The 15,242-nt window shown below is 70.7% G+C and carries 16 protein-coding genes, 2 tRNA genes and 1 pseudogene; 9 read left to right on the top strand and 10 right to left on the bottom strand.

What is annotated here, in order from left to right:
• Nucleotides 1–5: 5 nt before the first annotated feature.
• Complete coding sequence (locus tag KZJ41_RS00175; RefSeq protein ID WP_006942206.1) at nt 6–533, bottom strand: peptidylprolyl isomerase; 528 nt, start codon at nt 531–533, stop codon at nt 6–8.
• 89 nt (nt 534–622) lie between these two features.
• On the opposite strand from KZJ41_RS00175, the gene KZJ41_RS00170 reads away from it, so the two are divergent.
• Nucleotides 623–1,516: an alginate biosynthesis protein AlgP gene (locus KZJ41_RS00170; protein WP_232334133.1), complete on the top strand. Its 894-nt coding sequence runs from the start codon at nt 623–625 to the stop codon at nt 1,514–1,516.
• Nucleotides 1,517–1,529: 13 nt separating this feature from the next.
• Here KZJ41_RS00170 and KZJ41_RS00165 read toward each other — a convergent pair whose 3' ends face one another.
• Nucleotides 1,530–1,697, bottom strand: a complete 168-nt coding sequence (locus tag KZJ41_RS00165) for a hypothetical protein (protein WP_196813341.1) — start codon at nt 1,695–1,697, stop codon at nt 1,530–1,532.
• Nucleotides 1,698–1,939: 242 nt separating this feature from the next.
• On the opposite strand from KZJ41_RS00165, the gene KZJ41_RS00160 reads away from it, so the two are divergent.
• On the top strand, nt 1,940–3,883 hold the full coding sequence (locus KZJ41_RS00160; protein WP_029546820.1) for an acyl-CoA dehydrogenase family protein: 1,944 nt from the start codon (nt 1,940–1,942) through the stop codon (nt 3,881–3,883).
• A gap of 93 nt (nt 3,884–3,976) precedes the next feature.
• Here the strand turns inward: KZJ41_RS00160 and KZJ41_RS00155 are convergent, their stop codons facing one another.
• Nucleotides 3,977–5,263: a lipase family protein gene (locus KZJ41_RS00155; protein ID WP_029546819.1), complete on the bottom strand. Its 1,287-nt coding sequence runs from the start codon at nt 5,261–5,263 to the stop codon at nt 3,977–3,979.
• Between the two features lie 187 nt (nt 5,264–5,450).
• Between KZJ41_RS00155 and KZJ41_RS00150 the strand changes: the two genes are divergently transcribed.
• The gene (locus tag KZJ41_RS00150) at nt 5,451–6,131 is read left to right on the top strand and encodes a hypothetical protein (RefSeq protein WP_029546818.1); all 681 of its coding nucleotides are present in this window, start codon (nt 5,451–5,453) and stop codon (nt 6,129–6,131) included.
• Between the two features lie 24 nt (nt 6,132–6,155).
• Here KZJ41_RS00150 and KZJ41_RS00145 read toward each other — a convergent pair.
• Nucleotides 6,156–6,440, bottom strand: a pseudogene (locus KZJ41_RS00145) (alpha/beta-hydrolase family protein); the annotation flags it as partial.
• Nucleotides 6,441–6,595: 155 nt separating this feature from the next.
• Here KZJ41_RS00145 and KZJ41_RS00140 point away from each other — a divergent pair.
• Entirely contained in the window at nt 6,596–7,792 is a 1,197-nt protein-coding gene (locus KZJ41_RS00140; RefSeq protein ID WP_065923251.1) for a hypothetical protein, read from the top strand.
• A 27-nt stretch (nt 7,793–7,819) separates the two neighbouring features.
• Here KZJ41_RS00140 and KZJ41_RS00135 read toward each other — a convergent pair whose 3' ends face one another.
• From KZJ41_RS00135 to KZJ41_RS00120, 4 genes are all read right to left on the bottom strand, one after another.
• Nucleotides 7,820–8,779, bottom strand: a complete 960-nt coding sequence (locus tag KZJ41_RS00135) for a R2-like ligand-binding oxidase (RefSeq protein WP_006934498.1) — start codon at nt 8,777–8,779, stop codon at nt 7,820–7,822.
• Nucleotides 8,780–8,931: 152 nt separating this feature from the next.
• Entirely contained in the window at nt 8,932–10,116 is a 1,185-nt protein-coding gene (locus KZJ41_RS00130) for a Dyp-type peroxidase (RefSeq protein WP_029546815.1), read from the bottom strand.
• The gene (locus tag KZJ41_RS00125; RefSeq protein ID WP_006934494.1) at nt 10,109–10,618 is read right to left on the bottom strand and encodes a copper chaperone PCu(A)C; all 510 of its coding nucleotides are present in this window, start codon (nt 10,616–10,618) and stop codon (nt 10,109–10,111) included. The genes KZJ41_RS00130 and KZJ41_RS00125 overlap by 8 nt, the downstream gene beginning before the upstream one ends.
• A 77-nt stretch (nt 10,619–10,695) precedes the next feature.
• The gene (locus tag KZJ41_RS00120) at nt 10,696–11,196 is read right to left on the bottom strand and encodes a hypothetical protein (protein WP_029546814.1); all 501 of its coding nucleotides are present in this window, start codon (nt 11,194–11,196) and stop codon (nt 10,696–10,698) included.
• A gap of 117 nt (nt 11,197–11,313) precedes the next feature.
• On the opposite strand from KZJ41_RS00120, the gene KZJ41_RS00115 reads away from it, so the two are divergent.
• Genes KZJ41_RS00115 through KZJ41_RS00095 form a run of 5 tightly spaced genes read left to right on the top strand, consistent with a single transcriptional unit; the run spans nt 11,314 to nt 14,847 of the window.
• Nucleotides 11,314–12,444 (top strand): FtsX-like permease family protein, encoded by a 1,131-nt coding sequence (locus KZJ41_RS00115; protein ID WP_006934490.1) that lies wholly within the window; start codon nt 11,314–11,316, stop codon nt 12,442–12,444.
• On the top strand, nt 12,441–13,127 hold the full coding sequence (locus tag KZJ41_RS00110) for an ABC transporter ATP-binding protein (RefSeq protein ID WP_168578828.1): 687 nt from the start codon (nt 12,441–12,443) through the stop codon (nt 13,125–13,127). The genes KZJ41_RS00115 and KZJ41_RS00110 overlap by 4 nt, the downstream gene beginning before the upstream one ends.
• A 17-nt stretch (nt 13,128–13,144) precedes the next feature.
• Complete coding sequence (locus KZJ41_RS00105) at nt 13,145–13,732, top strand: TetR/AcrR family transcriptional regulator (protein WP_251549982.1); 588 nt, start codon at nt 13,145–13,147, stop codon at nt 13,730–13,732.
• Nucleotides 13,733–13,786: 54 nt separating this feature from the next.
• Entirely contained in the window at nt 13,787–14,398 is a 612-nt protein-coding gene (locus tag KZJ41_RS00100) for a type 1 glutamine amidotransferase family protein (protein ID WP_251549980.1), read from the top strand.
• Nucleotides 14,395–14,847, top strand: coding sequence for a MarR family winged helix-turn-helix transcriptional regulator (locus tag KZJ41_RS00095; protein WP_043799097.1), 453 nt, complete (start codon nt 14,395–14,397; stop codon nt 14,845–14,847). Before KZJ41_RS00100 ends, KZJ41_RS00095 begins: the two co-directional genes overlap by 4 nt.
• 68 nt (nt 14,848–14,915) lie before the next feature.
• Here the strand turns inward: KZJ41_RS00095 and KZJ41_RS00090 are convergent.
• Nucleotides 14,916–14,988 (bottom strand) — tRNA-Ala (locus tag KZJ41_RS00090).
• Between the two features lie 138 nt (nt 14,989–15,126).
• A tRNA-Ile gene (locus KZJ41_RS00085) sits at nt 15,127–15,200 on the bottom strand.
• Between the last annotated feature and the right edge of the window lie 42 nt (nt 15,201–15,242).

The raw sequence follows: 15,242 nt of genomic DNA, 5'->3' as shown, positions 1-15,242 counted from the left end.
GAGATTCAGGAGATGGTGATGCTCTCGATGACGACGGGCTCGACCGGGCGGTCCGCGCGGTCCGTCGCCGTCGTGGCGATCGCGTCGACGACCTTCTTCGACGCCTCGTCGGCGACCTCACCGAAGATGGTGTGGCGTCGGTTCAGGTGGGGGGTCGGCCCGACGGTGATGAAGAACTGCGAACCGTTGGTGCCCGGGCCGGCGTTGGCCATGGCCAGCAGGTAGCTGCGGTCGAACTGCAGCTCGGGGTGGAACTCGTCGGCGAACTGGTAGCCCGGGCCGCCACGACCGGTGCCGGTCGGGTCGCCGCCCTGGATCATGAAGCCGTCGATGACGCGGTGGAAAACCGCACCGTCGTAGAACGGGCCACTGGTCTCCCCCTTGGCGTTCTGGGTCTTGTACTCCTTGGTGCCGTTCGCGAGGCCGACGAAGTTCTCGACCGTCTTCGGAGCGTGGTTGCCGAAGAGCGAGATCACGATGTCGCCGCGGTTGGTGTGCAGAGTCGCGGTTGCGGTCTTTTGAGGTGAAGTCACCCCTCCATCGTGCCATCCGGGTCTGCGACACCGGGGCGGTCCGTCTCGCGAACCCCGGCCGCGGGGATCCGCTGTGCAAAAGTGGGTACATGACGAGTGTGAGCGAGTCCAGAACCAAGATCGGGTCCGGCGCCGGCAGCGAACTCGTGCGCCCCCCGAAGAAGTCCGAGGGCGCCGGTGGCTACCTGAAGCTCGCAGGGCAGGGCGCTACGGCCCTCGCGCGGGGGCCGCTCTTCACCGGCCTGCTGGTCGCCCGCAAGGGTCTCGACCTCGCCCGGAACATGGCCGGAAGCCGGGAGTGCCGCCGCGCGCGAGCCGCGGCGACGATCGAGGCAGCACCCCGCGGGCGGGGCCGCAGGATCCTGGTGACGGTCGGCGCGCTCGGCGTCGTCGCCGCCGGCGGAGTTGTGTTCTACCGCAGCCGTCTCGGGGATCATCCGCCGGTCGCGCCGGAGCCGCCGCGGATCGAGCCGGTCACCCCCGAGCCCGGGCCGGTCGCGACACCGGAGGCTGCCGCACCGAAGCCGGAGGCTGCCGCACCGAAGCCGGAGGCTGCCGCCCCGAAGCCGGAGGCTGGCGCACCGAAGCCGGAGGCTGCCGCACCCGAGGCGAAGCCCGGGCCGGCCGCGACGCCCGAGGCCGTGGCCCCGAAGCCCGAATCGGCCGCGACGAGGAAGGCCGCACCTCGGCCCGAGGGCGGGACGGCTGCCCCCGCGGTGCCCGCGCCGACGCCGAAGGCGACCCCGACGGCAGCCGCGACGCCGAAGGCCGAGCCCACCACCGCCACGAAGGGGACGGCCGAGCCCACCACCGTCCCGAAGGGGACGGCCGAGGCGCCCCCGACCGGAAAGCACGCGGCCAAGGAGGGAACGGCTCCGAAGCCGGCCGCCGAGCCGAAGAGCGAGGCCGCCGGCAGCAAGGGAACCGCGGCGAAACCGAAGCCGTCGGCCGGTCCCGCAGGGGGCCCGAAGAAGCAGGACTGAGTTCCGCCCGGGGTCACGGGACGGAATCGGATCCGGGGCAGGTCGCGTCGATCGCGGCCTGCCCTTCCTTCTGCAGTTGTCGTTCGGTGACGCGCACTTCCAGGTCGACGATCCGGCCGGTCACGACATAGATCAGGACGGTCAACAGCAGCACAACAGGTACGGACGCGAGGAATTCCATGTCGGCCTCCAGCGGTGGTCCGCGCGAGCGGGAAGGTGGAGGTGCTCGGGTACGTCGTCGATGACATGTCCAGCCTACGGACACGGGCGGGGGCTCTGTCGCGCCGGCAGCCCCGTCGGACCGTGATCCGCCCCACCCCCGCGCCGTCGGTTACTCATGGGTACCGATCCGCCGAATCGCGTGATGTGCATCACAGAACAGGTGGATACTCGCCGGTAGCAGTCCTATCGGGGAGGCATCACATGGCACAACAGGTACACGCCAGCGAGGAACAGTCGCGCGCGCTCGCAGAGGAGTCCCGCGAGACCACCTGGCACAAGCCGTCGTTCGCAAAGGAGTTGTTTCTCGGACGTCTGACCCTCGACCTCATCCATCCGTTCCCGCGGCCCACCCCCGACGAGGAGGCCCGTACCGAAGGGTTCCTGGCAGAGCTTCGCCGCTTCTGCGAGGGTGTGGACGGCAGCCGCATCGAGCGCGAGGCCCGGATCCCCGACGAATACGTCGCCGGATTGGCCGAGCTCGGCTGCTTCGGCATGAAGATCTCCCAGGAGTACGGCGGCCTGGGACTGTCGCAGGTGGCCTACAACCGCGCGCTGATGCTCGTGGCCAGCGCCCACCCGAGCCTGGGCGTTCTGTTGTCGGCGCATCAATCCATCGGAGTGCCCGAACCCCTGAAGCTGGCCGGGACACCCGAACAGAAACGCGCTTTCCTCCCGCGGTGTGCGCGAGGGGCGATCTCGGCCTTCCTGCTGACCGAACCCGACGTGGGTTCCGATCCCGCCCGTCTCGCCTCGACGGCGGTGCCGGTGGAGAACGGCGACGCGTACGAACTCGACGGCCTGAAGCTGTGGACCACCAACGGAGTGGTCGCCGAACTGCTGGTGGTGATGGCGCGGGTGCCGCGCAGCGAGGGCCACCGCGGTGGCATCTCGGCGTTCGTCGTCGAGGCGAACACCCCGGGCATCACCGTCGAACGCCGCAACTCGTTCCTGGGCCTGAAGGGGATCGAGAACGGCCTCACCCGGCTGTACAAGGTGCGGGTGCCGAAGGAGAACCTCATCGGCCGCGAGGGCGACGGCCTGAAGATCGCCCTGACCACCCTCAACGCCGGCCGGCTCGCGATCCCGTCGATGTGCGCCGGTGCGGGCAAGTGGGCGCTCAAGATCGCCCGGGAATGGTCCGGCACCCGCGTCCAGTGGGGTCGGCCGGTGGGCCGGCACGATGCGATCGCCGGCAAGATCGGATACATCGCCGCCACCACGTTCGCCCTCGAGGCCGTGGTGGAACTGACCGGCCAGATGTGCGACGAGGACCGCAACGACATCCGCATCGAGGCGGCCCTGGCCAAGCTGTGGTCCAGCGAGGTGGCCTGCGAGATCGCCGACGAGTTGATGCAGATCCGAGGGGGACGCGGCTACGAGACGGCGGCGTCGCTCGCGGCCCGGGGTGAGCGGATGGTGCCCGCCGAGCAGCTCCTGCGGGACCTGCGGATCAACCGGATCTTCGAGGGCTCGAGCGAGATCATGCGGCTCTTCGTCGCCCGCGAAGCCGTCGACGCCCACCTGCGGGTGGCGGGTGAGCTGGCGGATCCGAAAGCCACTCTGGACACGAAGGCCCGGGCCGCCGCCAAGGCGAGCGGCTTCTACGCCAAGTGGCTGCCCCAGTTGGTGGCGGGCAGGGGCCAGCTACCCACCTCGTACGGCGAATTCGGTCCCCTGGCACACCATCTGCGCTACGTGGAGCGGTGTTCACGCAAGCTCGCTCGGTCCACGTTCTACGGCATGGCCCGGTGGCAGGGCGGTCTGGAGAGGCGGCAGAATTTCCTGGGGCGGCTCGTCGATATCGGCGCGGAGCTGTTCGCCATGTCGGCGAGTTGCGTGCGGGCGCAGATGTACCACACCGACGGCCACCCCGATACGGACGCGGCCTACGAACTCGCCGACGTCTTCTGCCTCCAGGCGAAGCTCCGCGTGGACTCGCTGTTCGCCGCGTTGTGGACGCACACCGACGATGCCGACCGGCAGCTCACGGCCGACGTCCTCGACGGGCGCTACACCTGGCTGGAGAAGGGCGTGATCGATCCCAGCGAGGGTACGGGCCCGTGGATCGCCGAATGGTCGCCCGGGCCGTCGGTGGAGCAGAACCTCGCCCGCAGATTCCTCGGCGCCGACCATCCGGTGGTGTGAACGGGCCGCCGGCCGCGCGGGCTCCGGTCAGCCGCGACAGCAATCGCTGTCGCGGCTGACCGCCCCTTGCGGCGGATCCAACGCCGTGGTGGGTCAGAAGGCGCCGCAGTTGGACGGGGCGGGCCGATTCGCGAACCGGTCGTTCAGGTAGGCGACCGCCTCGGGCATCCCCGCGACCAGAGGAAGCGCGTGATTGACGGCCAGGCCCGGCAGGACGGGCGGGGTGGTGTTCGGGGAGAACTGGACGGTGGCGCCGAGGGCGCACCAGTCCGCCGCGAGCTGGCGACCCTGTCCGTAGGGCACGATGTCGTCCATCGTCCCGTGCTGCACGAGTACCGGCACCGACGGCTGCAGACGTCCGATCCGCTGCGCGGCGATGGCTTCCTTCGCCTCCGGCAACCGATCGACGACCACGCTCAGCGGTTCACCCGTGCGGGTGTAGTCGCTCGTGCGCTGGAAGCCGTAACGGAAGATCGTCTCCGGCGCGCACTGGTTCGCCACCGAATGCAGCATCTCGCGTCCACGGTCGTTGACCTCGGCGTCGACGAGATCCCGGAGCTCGGGGTAGGCCTCGCCGAGGCCGTTGATCGTGTAGCCGATCACGCCGGTGAGCGCCGTTCCGTCGACCTGGCTGAGCGTGGCCTCGAGGTCCGCGGGCGGCGCGCCGGCATAGGCCCCCACGACGTTCAGCTCGGGCGCGTAGGTCGGCTGCAGTTCTGCGGCCGCAGCCACGGCACCGCCGCCCTGGGAGTACCCCCACAGGCCGACAGGACCGTCGGGGGTGATGGACGTGGCGGGCAGGCTCTGCGCCGCCCGGACCGCATCCAGCACCGCGTGCGCCTCGGCGAGCCGGTTGACGTACGTGTGGTGCCCCGGTGTGCCGAGCCCGTCGTAGTCGGTGACGACGACGGCGATGCCCTGCAGCAGCATGGTGTTGATCGAGAGCAGTTCGTACTCGGTGAACAGGTCGAGCGGCGGGGTGTAGGACACGAGCGAGTTCAGCTGCTTGGACGGTGCACACTGGTCGCCCTGGCCCTGGGTGCCCGGCGCGATGGCGACGAGCGGTCGCGGCCCCGGCCCGTTCCACGGCAGCGACGGCTCGAGGTAGGTGCCGCCGACGGCGCTGGGTTCGCCGGTGGCGTCGAGGCTGCGGTACAGCAGCCGGGTGCCCTGCGCGGGGAACACGCCCTGCGGCGACGGGACGCGAATGGAGAGGTCGGACGGCCCGCTGCGGAGGACGTCGCCGGAGGCTCCGACCAGGTCGAGCGGAGGATCGTAGAAGTTCGCATCCGCGCTCGCCGTCGCCGGCGTGGCAAGCATCGCTCCTGTCAGGGCCGCGGCCGTCGCCGCAGCGCCGATCCACCGTCTGGCGATCCCCATCCCCATCCCCATCCCCATGGTCCCTTCACAGGTAGCTGTCCGTGTGTCGGACGACACAAGCGGTACGCACTGTAACACCTAACTTACCGGCGCGTAAGTACGTGATCCGGGGGCTCGCGAACCCCGATTCGCACCGCGGTCCGTCGTTCGCCCCCGGGCATCGCCGCTGGTCGGGGACAATCCGGTCATGACCGGGGAGCGCAGCGAACCGCAACTGCACCGACTGACCACACCGCACACCGCCGCCGTCGTCGGGATCGTGTTCGCCGTCCTGTTCGCGACGAGCATCGTCCTGATCCGTCAGGCGATCCCCGCCGATCCCTTCGGCAGCACCGAGTGGCTGGACGCCGGCCGCTCACGGCTCACCGTGGCGCTGACGCTGGCCCAGTTCGCCTGCATCGCGTTCCTGTGGTTCATCGGTGCGCTCCGGCACCGGCTGGGAGACCTCGAGGACCAGTTCTTCTCGACGGTCTTCGTCGGTAGCGGCCTGTTGTTCCTGGCGCTGATCCTCGTCACGATGGCCAGCGCCGGCGGGCTGTTCCTGGCGGACCGGGCGGAGGCGGTGCCCGCCCAGGAATCCGCCGCCTTCGCGCACGCGCTGATCCTGCAGATCAGCAACGTCTATTCGATCCGCATGGCCGCGGTCTTCATGATCTCGCTGGCCACCATCTGGCTGCGCACCGGACTCATGCCCCGATGGCTGGTCCTACCCACGTACCTGCTCGCCCTGGTTCTGCTGTTCGCGGTGACCGAGGCGCTGTGGCTCACGCTCGTCTTCCCGGCGTGGGTGATCGTGATCAGCGTGTTCCTGCTGACCCACGCCCGGCAGGCGTTCCCGCCCCGGCGGGCGTTCCGGCCGAGAACCTGACGGTGCCACGGCGACGGAGCGGCGTCACTCGTCGCCGGGCTGGGCGGGCAGGGCGTTCTGCACCCGGTGGGTGACCGCGTCGTCCCAGCCGTCGGGGGCGAGGATGTCCGCCCACAACTGCGCGGCCTCCGGCCCGTAGGCGTGGCCGAACCCGGACGGGACGTCGGCGGAGAACACCATGTCGAGCGTGACCTGCCAGAACGTGCCGAAGGGCAGCCACCGCATGCCCGGATCCACATCCGGGCCGAGCGGCTCCCGCAACCAGTCCGGCTCCCGCAGCAGCAGCGCGAACGACCACCGGGTGATCGGCCTGGTAACCGCAGGGGCATACGGGCTGTGCTTACGTCACGCGCGGATCCTAGTGGGCACGGCAATCTCCCGCGCGGTCCTACGGCGCGGCTTCCCCGGACGTGGCCGAGTCGGTAGCAAGATGTACGCCGATCGTTGTCTACGGGAGGTGTGACATGGCTGTGGGAGTCGGTCTCCGGATCGGGAGCGTGGTGTCCACCGCGGTGCTCGCCTCCAACGACCCCGGCAGCCCCGATCCCGTCGTCATAGCCCGTGACACCGTCCTGCACATCGACTCCGACGGCACCACCGTCCTCGGCGGCGCCCCGCATCCCGCCGGCGAGGCCCGCTACCTGTCGGGCTTCCTCGGCCGCGTCGGCGATCCCGCCGGCGTCACCGCCAGTGACGGGCGCATCTACCGGGCCGAGGACTCGATGGCCACGGCGATCGCCTGCCTGTTGCACGAGTGCCAGCCGCTGCCGCCGGACGGCGGGCCCGACGGGGGTCTGCCCGCTGTCACCGCCACCTACCCGTCGCGGTGGGACCAGTCCACGGTGGCCGCGCTGCGGGCCGCGCTCGACTACGCGGATCTGCGGCACATCGCCCTCGTCTCGGACGCCGAGGCCGCGGCCACCTGGTACGCGTCGGAGATCTCGGAGACCCCCGGACAACTCGTCGGCATCTTCCACGTCGACGACGGCGGCTCGACCGTCAATCTCGTGCGCTCCGGTGTGTCGGCCGGCAAGGCGTTCCGCTTCGCCGCCAAGAGCGCCCCGTCTCCCGCGGCCCAGCTGGCTACCGCGCTCGGCGCGTTCGGCTGGCTTTCGCACAACCTCGACGCCGTGGTGGTGATGGGCGACGGGTTCGTCGCGCGCGACCGCTCGCATGTGCAGTCCATCGCGGACAGCCTCGCCGCGAAACTCGGCGTGCGCACTCTCGTCGGCCCCGGCCCCGAGCAGACCGCCGCCCTCGGTGCCGCCATCCTGGCGGCGGGTTTCACGCCCGCGCGCGTGGTCAAGGCGCGGATCGGACTGCCACCGTCGTACGACGTCACCGACGTCCTCACCGGTGGCATCCCACGTATCCGGGAACTCGAAGCGGCCGAACGAGCGCGGGCCGAGGCGGCCGCGGAACGAGACAGGGCGGCCGGCGCACCGGGGAGCCCCGCACCCGTCCCGGCGACGACCGCCTCCGACCCCCGGTCCGGCGACGCCCGGTCCGATGACACCCGGTCCGATGACAGCAGCGCCGACGAGGCCTTCGGGGCGACGGTCACCACCGTCACCACGCGGCCGAGCAGGAACTACTCGGCGATCGGGGCCGTGGTGGCAGTGATCCTGCTGCTGGCCTTCGCGGCCGTCGCGCTGCTCTGACCGTTCGGATTGTTACTACCGCGGAGTTCAGCCCTCCGTGAGCGAGTTCAGCTCCGCGGCGTCCTCCGCGCCGAACTTGTCCTCGAGCACCTCGGGGCTGTAGTCGAGGTCGATCTCCTCGACCGGCCGGCCGCGCGCGGATTCGATGGCCCCGAGCCGCCGCTGGGCCCGGTCGGCCGCGTAGGCGACGAACTCGTCGGGGTCGAGGCCGAAGGGCTGCTCCTCGAACTGGTCGTTGACCCACTGGATCATGCCGAGCGCCAGCGGCAGCAACTCCCCCATGCGCTGCTGTACGACATCCCAGTTCGAGTCGTCGGCTGCGACGTGGCGGCGGCAGGTGAACGTGCCCCACGCCATGTGCCGGCGTTCGTCGTCGCCGATCCGGCGCACGAGTTCCTGCATGCCGGGCAGGATTCCGCGTTTCGTGCACACCTTCTGCCAGGCGTAGTACCCGGTGAGGGCGAGACTGCCCTCGATGACGTGGTTGTAGGTGACGCTGGCGCGGACCTGATTGGCAGGACTCGGATCGGTCTCGAGGACGCGCAACGAATGGGGCAGTTCCTCGTAGAACAGCTGCCGGTAGTACGGATTGTCCGCGACGTAGGAGTGCAGGTCCGCGGTCAGGCCCACCGCGTCCATCCACAGGCGGAAGACCTGGGTGTGCTTGGCCTCCTCGAAGCAGAACTGGGTCAGGTACATCTCGTCGCCGAGCCGGCCCTCGGCGGCCATCGCCCGTAGGAACGGCTGGATGTCCTGTGTGACGGCCTCCTCGCCGGCCACGAACTGCGCGACGAGATAGGTGGCGCTGCGGTGCTGTTCGCTGTTGAGCTCGTTCCAGTCGGCCGCGTCCCGGCTGAAGTCCAGCTCGAGCGGATCCCAGAACTTCGCGTTACCCTTCGCGAACAGCCGCAGCGGGAAGGCGTCCCAGTGCAGACCTCCCGCGCGCAGCGTTCCGAAGCCCTGACGTTCCGGCAGTGCTGTGGTCATGAGCGTGCCCGCCTTCCCTCGCCCGGATGGACGCGTGTCCATCTCGACGGTAGCGCCATTTCGGCGGGGCGTGACGGGAACCATACAAACTGTAGGTATGACGGACCCCCGGCCGGGATCGTCGAGCAGATCCCGGCCGGGAGCGCTGCCCGTCAGCCCTCGAGCAGGGTGTCCCCCGGATATCCGCCGGGGCCGAATCCGGGTGGGACGGCGAACACCGCCGACCCGATCGGCGTGATCCACGGGTTCAGCGCGTCGTGCTCGGCGAGCCGCTGCTGCACCGGAACGAACTGGGCGTCCACGTCGGCCTGGTACGACGCGAACAGCAGCCCGGCGCCGTCCGGGTCGTCGTAGTTGTAGCCGCGCCGCAGGAACCGCTCGTTCGCGTTCCGGGGCCGCGCCCGCGCGACGTGCGATTCCGGGGGGATCACCGGAATGCCGTGCACGTCGGTGGCGGCGAAGTCCGGATCGTCGTGCTCCCGGTTGCCGGTCAACGGCGCCCCCGAGGCCAGGTCCCGGCCCACGGCGAGTTCACGGGCCGGCCGGTCCAGCTCGTCCCACGTGTCGAGTTCCATGCGGATACGCCGCACCACCACGGACGTGCCCCCGGCCAGCCAGGCCGGGGTTCCGGGATTCCACACCTGCCGGTCGAAGTCCGTGCTTCCCGCGGCCGGGTTGACCGTGCCGTCGACCTGGCCCATGAGGTTGCGCATCGTGGTGCCGGCGGGCTTGGTGTCCGCCGCGTTGCGGAACCCGCGCTGGACCCAGCGCACGGTGGCCAGCGACCGCACGCTCTTGGCGAGCGTGCGGGTCGCGTGCGAGACGGTGACCGGGTCGTCGGCGCAGACCTGCACCAGCAGATCACCGCCCGACCAGCGCTCCTCGAGGCGATCGATCGAGAACGCGGGCAGCGGCCGCAGCCACTCGGGCCGCTGCGCCGCCAGGCCGGCCGCGTCGAACACGGCGGGACCGAATCCGACGGTCACGGTCAGCCGCGCGGGATCGTGGGCGAGTTCGGGCTCGGTGTCGCCGAGGGCAGGGCTGCCCTCGGTGAGCCGGCGGCCGTCCTCGGCCCACACCTTCATGATCCCGACGAGCGCCCGCCGGTCGAGGCCCGGGCGCAGATCCAGGGCGACGAACGCGGCGAAGGCCTGCGGTTCGGTGTCGATGCCGGCCTGGTGCACGCCGTGGAAGGCGACGGTGCGCCCGCCGGTGGGCTCGGGCTCCCGCGTGGCGGCATAGCCGAGGCCCGTCCCGATCCCGGCCGCGCCGATGCCCGCGACGCCGAGGACGGCGGCGCCGCCCCCGAGGAGGCGCCGCCGGCTCAGCTCAGCCACCGTGGTTCGCCCCCATGCCGGCGCTCGGCTGGTAGTTCTCCCGTGCGCCGGAGAAGTCGCGGACCTGCGCGGTGAACTCGGTGGTCGAGCCGTCCTCGAAGGTCAGCTCGAAGGTCACCTCGGTGCCGGGCAGGACGGGCTCGACGAGGTCCATCAGCATCAGGTGGTCGTTGCCGGGCGCGAGGGAGTGGGTGCTGTGCGCGGGAATGACCAGGCCGTCCTCCTTTTCGCGCATCACCATGGCGCCGCCGTCGCCGGCCGCCATCTCGTGGATCTCGGTGCGGGCCGAGCTGGGGCTGGCGGCGGAGACGATGTGGATGTCGGAGTCGCCGGTGTTCTCGAGCTCGGCGAAAGCACCGGTCATGCCGGATTCGGCGGCCTTCGCCCACGCCGAGGAGACGGTGAGCGAGTCCGCGGAGGCGGCGGCCGGCTCGTCGGACGAGCATCCGGCGGCGAACAGGGTCGCGGCCGCGGCGGCAGCGAGGAACAGGGTCTTCTTCATGAGGTTCTCCGAAATCGGTCCGGGTGCGCACGCGTGCGCGCGGTCCCGCGTAGCGGTGACCGTGAGGTGGGCTGGGATCAGACCGTGTGGGGAGGACCTCGGGTGCCGAGACCTGCGGCGACGAGCAGGCCGCGCCGCACCCGGGGATGGTGTGCGACGGGCGTCCAGCCGGGAACGGCGACGGGCGCCGGCGCGAACGGCGGCACACTCGCGCGCCGCACCGCGGTGAGCCCGACGCGGCAGCCGTGTTCGGCGCCGCGGACGAGCAGCGCCGCGACGACGATCGCGGCCGTGTGGGCGGCCAGCATGCCCGCGCCGGGGACGTGGACGTGTCCCGTGTCGAGGGAGAGGACACCGTGGCCCACCACCTGCCCGGCGGCCAGCACGCCGACGATCGGCAGGCGCGTGCCCGCGGCGAGCAGACCCACCGCGGCCGCGGCGGCGAGCAGCAACACCGCGGATGCCTGTCCCGGCGCGGCCCCGCCGGCGAGCGCATGGGCGGCGATGCTCACCGCCCCCGACATGCCGCCGACGAAGGCGCCGCGCACGCGTGCGGCGAAGTCCTTCTCGGCAGACATGCAGCCAGGATACGCGCCTCCTACTACCGGAAGTAGTAACCGGCCTCACAGAACTTGCCGACACATTGTCGATAAGATGTCGACTGTCCGTCGATAAAATCTTCCTCAGGAGCCCACATGTTCCTCGCGCTGCGCGAACTATGGTTCGCGCGCACCCGCTTCCTCCTCATGGGAACCGTCGTAGCCCTGGTGGCGGTGCTGATGGTCATCCTGTCCGGCCTGTCCTCCGGCCTCGTGGCAGACGGCGTCTCGGCCCTCCAGCGCACCCCGGTCCAGGCCTTCGCCTTCGCCGAGGGCACCCGCACCGACTCGGCGTTCTCGCGATCCGTCGTCACCGAGGACCAGGCCGCCGCGTGGCGCGCCCGGCCGGACGTCGCCGACGCCGCGCTGCTCGGCAATGCCATCGTCAACGCCCGGACCGCGTCCGGCACACCGGTCGACCTCACCCTCTTCGGCGTCGAACCCGGCTCGTTCCTCGAACCGGCGCCCGCCGAGGGGCGTCCCCTCACCGGCGACACCGACATCCTGGTCAGCGACACCGTGCGCGAGGCGGGCATCGCCGTCGGCGACACCATCGTCCTCGAGCGCCTCGGCACCGAACTCACGGTCGCCGGCTTCACCGCCGACAAGCGCACCTTCGGCCACGTCGACGTCGCCTACCTGCCGCTGCGAACCTGGCAGGCGATCCACGCCGGCACGCGGGCCGGCGAGCTACCCGATCCGCGCGTCTACACCGAGGCGAGCGTCGTCGCCGTCCGGGGTGTCGACGACCGGCTGCCCGACCTCGCCGCGGGCGATGCCGCCGCCGGCACCGCCGCCAAGACCCTCGAGGAATCCTTCGACGCCTCCCCCGGCTACTCCGCCGAGATGATGACGATGTCCCTCATCAAGGGCTTCCTGTACGCGATCTCCGCCCTCGTCGTCGGCGCCTTCTTCAGCATCTGGACCGTCCAGCGCTCCCGGGAACTGGCCGTGCTGCGGGCCATGGGCGCCTCCACGGGTTTCCTCCTGCGCGACGGCCTGGCACAGGCGACGGTCGTGCTCCTCGCGTCGGTGACCGTCGGAGTCCTCCTCGGCCTCGGCCTCGGGTCGGGCCTCGAGGGCAGCGGCATGCCGTTCGCGCTCGAGACCGGCCCCGTCGCGTCCGGCGCCGCGATCCTGGTCCTGCTGGGACTGCTGGGCGCGGCCGTTGCCGTCGTCCGCGTCACCCGCGTCGATCCCCTCACCGCCCTCGGAGAGAACCGATGACCACCTCGACCATCCCCACCACCGGCCTGGCCCTGTCCGGCGTCACCCTCCGCTTCGGCGACGGCGACAACACCGTCGTGGCACTGGACGACGTGAACCTGCACGTCGCCGCCGGTGAGCTCGTCGCGATCGTCGGGCCCTCCGGCGCCGGCAAGTCGAGTCTGCTGGCCGTCGCCGGCGGTCTCACCCGCCCCACCACGGGTGTCGTCACGCTGGCGGGGATCGACGTCTCCGCCCTGCCGAATCGGGCGCTGACCCGGCTGCGGCGAGAGCGGGTGGGCTTCGTCTTCCAGTCCGGGAACCTCGTTCCCGCCCTGACCGCCCGCGACCAGCTCCGGCTGGTCCCGAAGATCACCGGTCGCCCCGGACGTGATCCGGACGAGCTGCTCGGGGCGGTCGGGATGAGCCATCGCGCCGACCGGCGACCCGGACAGCTCTCCGGCGGCGAACGCCAGCGGGTCGGCATCGCCCGGGCCCTCGTCTCGCGGCCGGCGCTGCTGCTCGTCGACGAACCGACCGCCGCCCTCGACCGCACCCGCAGCCACGAGGTAGTCGAGTTGCTTGCCCGGGAAACCCACGATGCGGGGGTGGCTGGCATCATGGTCACCCACGACCACGACGTGCTGGAGCATTGCGACCGCATCCTGGAGATGGTGGACGGCAGGCTGCACGCCCGCGGCTGACCGCACGAGGAGGGCCCGTGCCGAAGATCTCTGCGGCTACCGTCGCCGAGCATCGCGCAACCCAACTACGGGCACTCCTCGATGCGGCTCACGCACTGTTGACCGAGTCGCCGGAGCGCCCGCCGAGCCTGGGCGAGGTCGCGGCCCGGGCCGGGCTCGCCCGCTCCAGCGTCTACCACTACTTCCGGTCGCGGGAGGATCTGCTGCGCGCGGTCGTCGAGGACATGTTCCCGCGCTGGAACGCGAAGGTGATCGCCGCCATGGACGAGGCCGGCGATCCGGCCGGCCGGGTACTCGCGTACGTCGACGCCAACCTCCGGCTCGTCGCCGAGGGCGAGCACGCGCTCGTCGGAGCGCTCGCCACGGTCACGCCGCAGGCCTTCACCGACGAACGCATGCAGACGCTGCACCGCGAGCTCGTGCTCCCCCTCGTCGAGGCCCTGCGTGAGCACGGGACCCCGCATCCGGAACTGGCCGCCGAACTGGTCGGCGCCGTGGTCCACAAGGGCACCGAGCTCATCGAATCCGGCCGGAACCTGGAGGAGGTCCGCCGGGCGGTCCACGATCTGCTCGAGCTCATCGACGTTTCACGTGAAACGGGTTGACATCTTTCGGATTCCCCTATTGACAATAGACTGTCAAATCGACAGCATATTGTCATGACTGAGACAGTGCATGTCGCCGTGTACGACACCTTCGCCGACTGGGAGGTCGGTCATGCGATCGCCCACATCAACAAGCCCCTCTGGCACAAGCATCCCGGCCGCTACGCCGTCGCCACCGTCGGCGCCACGCGCGAACCCGTCACCACCATGGGCGGAATCCGCATCCTCCCCGACACCACCCTGGACGAGGTGCGGCCGGAGAACAGCGCGATGCTCGTCCTGGCGGGCAACGACATCTGGAACACCGAGCAGTTCACCCCCTTCGCCGAACGGGCGCGCGACTTCCTCGAGGCCGGGGTCCCGGTGGCCGCGATCTGCGGGGCCACGGGCGGGCTCGCCCTCGTCGGCCTGCTCGACGATCGCGCGCACACGAGCAACGCTGCCGAGTTCCTGGCGAGTGTGGGCTACGCGGGCGGGGATCTCTACCGCGACGAACCGGCCGTCACCGACCGGAATCTGATCACCGCGAGTGCCACCGCCCCGGTCGAGTTCGCCCGCGCGATCCTCGAACGCCTCGAGGTGTTCGAGCCGCACGTCCTCGAATCCTGGTTCAAGCTCTACGGCCGACGCGACCCCGCCGGCTTCTACGAACTCATGGCCGGATGAGCGAGCGCCCGGAACAAGAACTGCTCAGCGGCCTCGCTCTGACGTCGTTCCGGCTCAACGGACAGTTCCTCGAGGTCGCCGAATCCCTCGCGCGCCCGGCCGGGCTCACCGCGGCGTGGTGGCAGGTCCTCGGTGCCGTGCTGCGCGAACCCCTGCCGGTCGCCGGCATCGCCCGCGCGATGGGGATCACCCGCCAGAGCGTGCAGCGGATCGCCGACCTGCTGGTCGAGCGAGGCCTCGCCGAGTACCTGCCCAACCCGGCCCACCGGCGCGCCAAGCTCGTCGCGCCGACCCCGGCGGGACGCGAGGCGGTGTCCGGGATCGATCCGGCGCATGCCGCCTTCGCCCGTCGCCTGGCCGACGCCGTGGGCGAGGAAGACCTGGCCGGCGCACTGGCCGCGATGCGCCGGCTCTCGGCGGTCCTCGACGAGCTCGCCGAGGAGAAGTGACCGGGCACGACGACAGGCCCGGACATCCGTGATGTCCGGGCCTGTCGTCGATATTCGAGTGTGCGTTGTGGAGCCTAGGAGATTCGAACTCCTGACATCTGCCTTGCAAAGGCAGCGCTCTACCAACTGAGCTAAGGCCCCGTCTGCCGCCTCAGCGGCCGGTGACCTCGTGCCATTCGTCCTCGCTCCGCAACATCCGAGCGAGTCCGACGGCCACCAGCACCACGGTTCCCACAGTGAGAAGAACCTTCATGCTCGCTGCCCTTTCGGCACGGGGAGTGGGCCTAGGAGGACTTGAACCTCCGACCTCTTCGTTATCAGCGAAGCGCTCTAACCGCCTGAGCTATAGGCCCTCGAACCGAGTTGGAACACTACCCCACCGAGCCGCGAAGTCC

The organism is Rhodococcus sp. 11-3, assembly GCF_023704055.1.
GTDB lineage: Bacteria > Actinomycetota > Actinomycetes > Mycobacteriales > Mycobacteriaceae > Rhodococcus > Rhodococcus aetherivorans.
The sequence above is the reverse complement of the archived record's forward strand: the minus strand, read 5'-3'. Positions and strand labels throughout refer to the sequence as shown.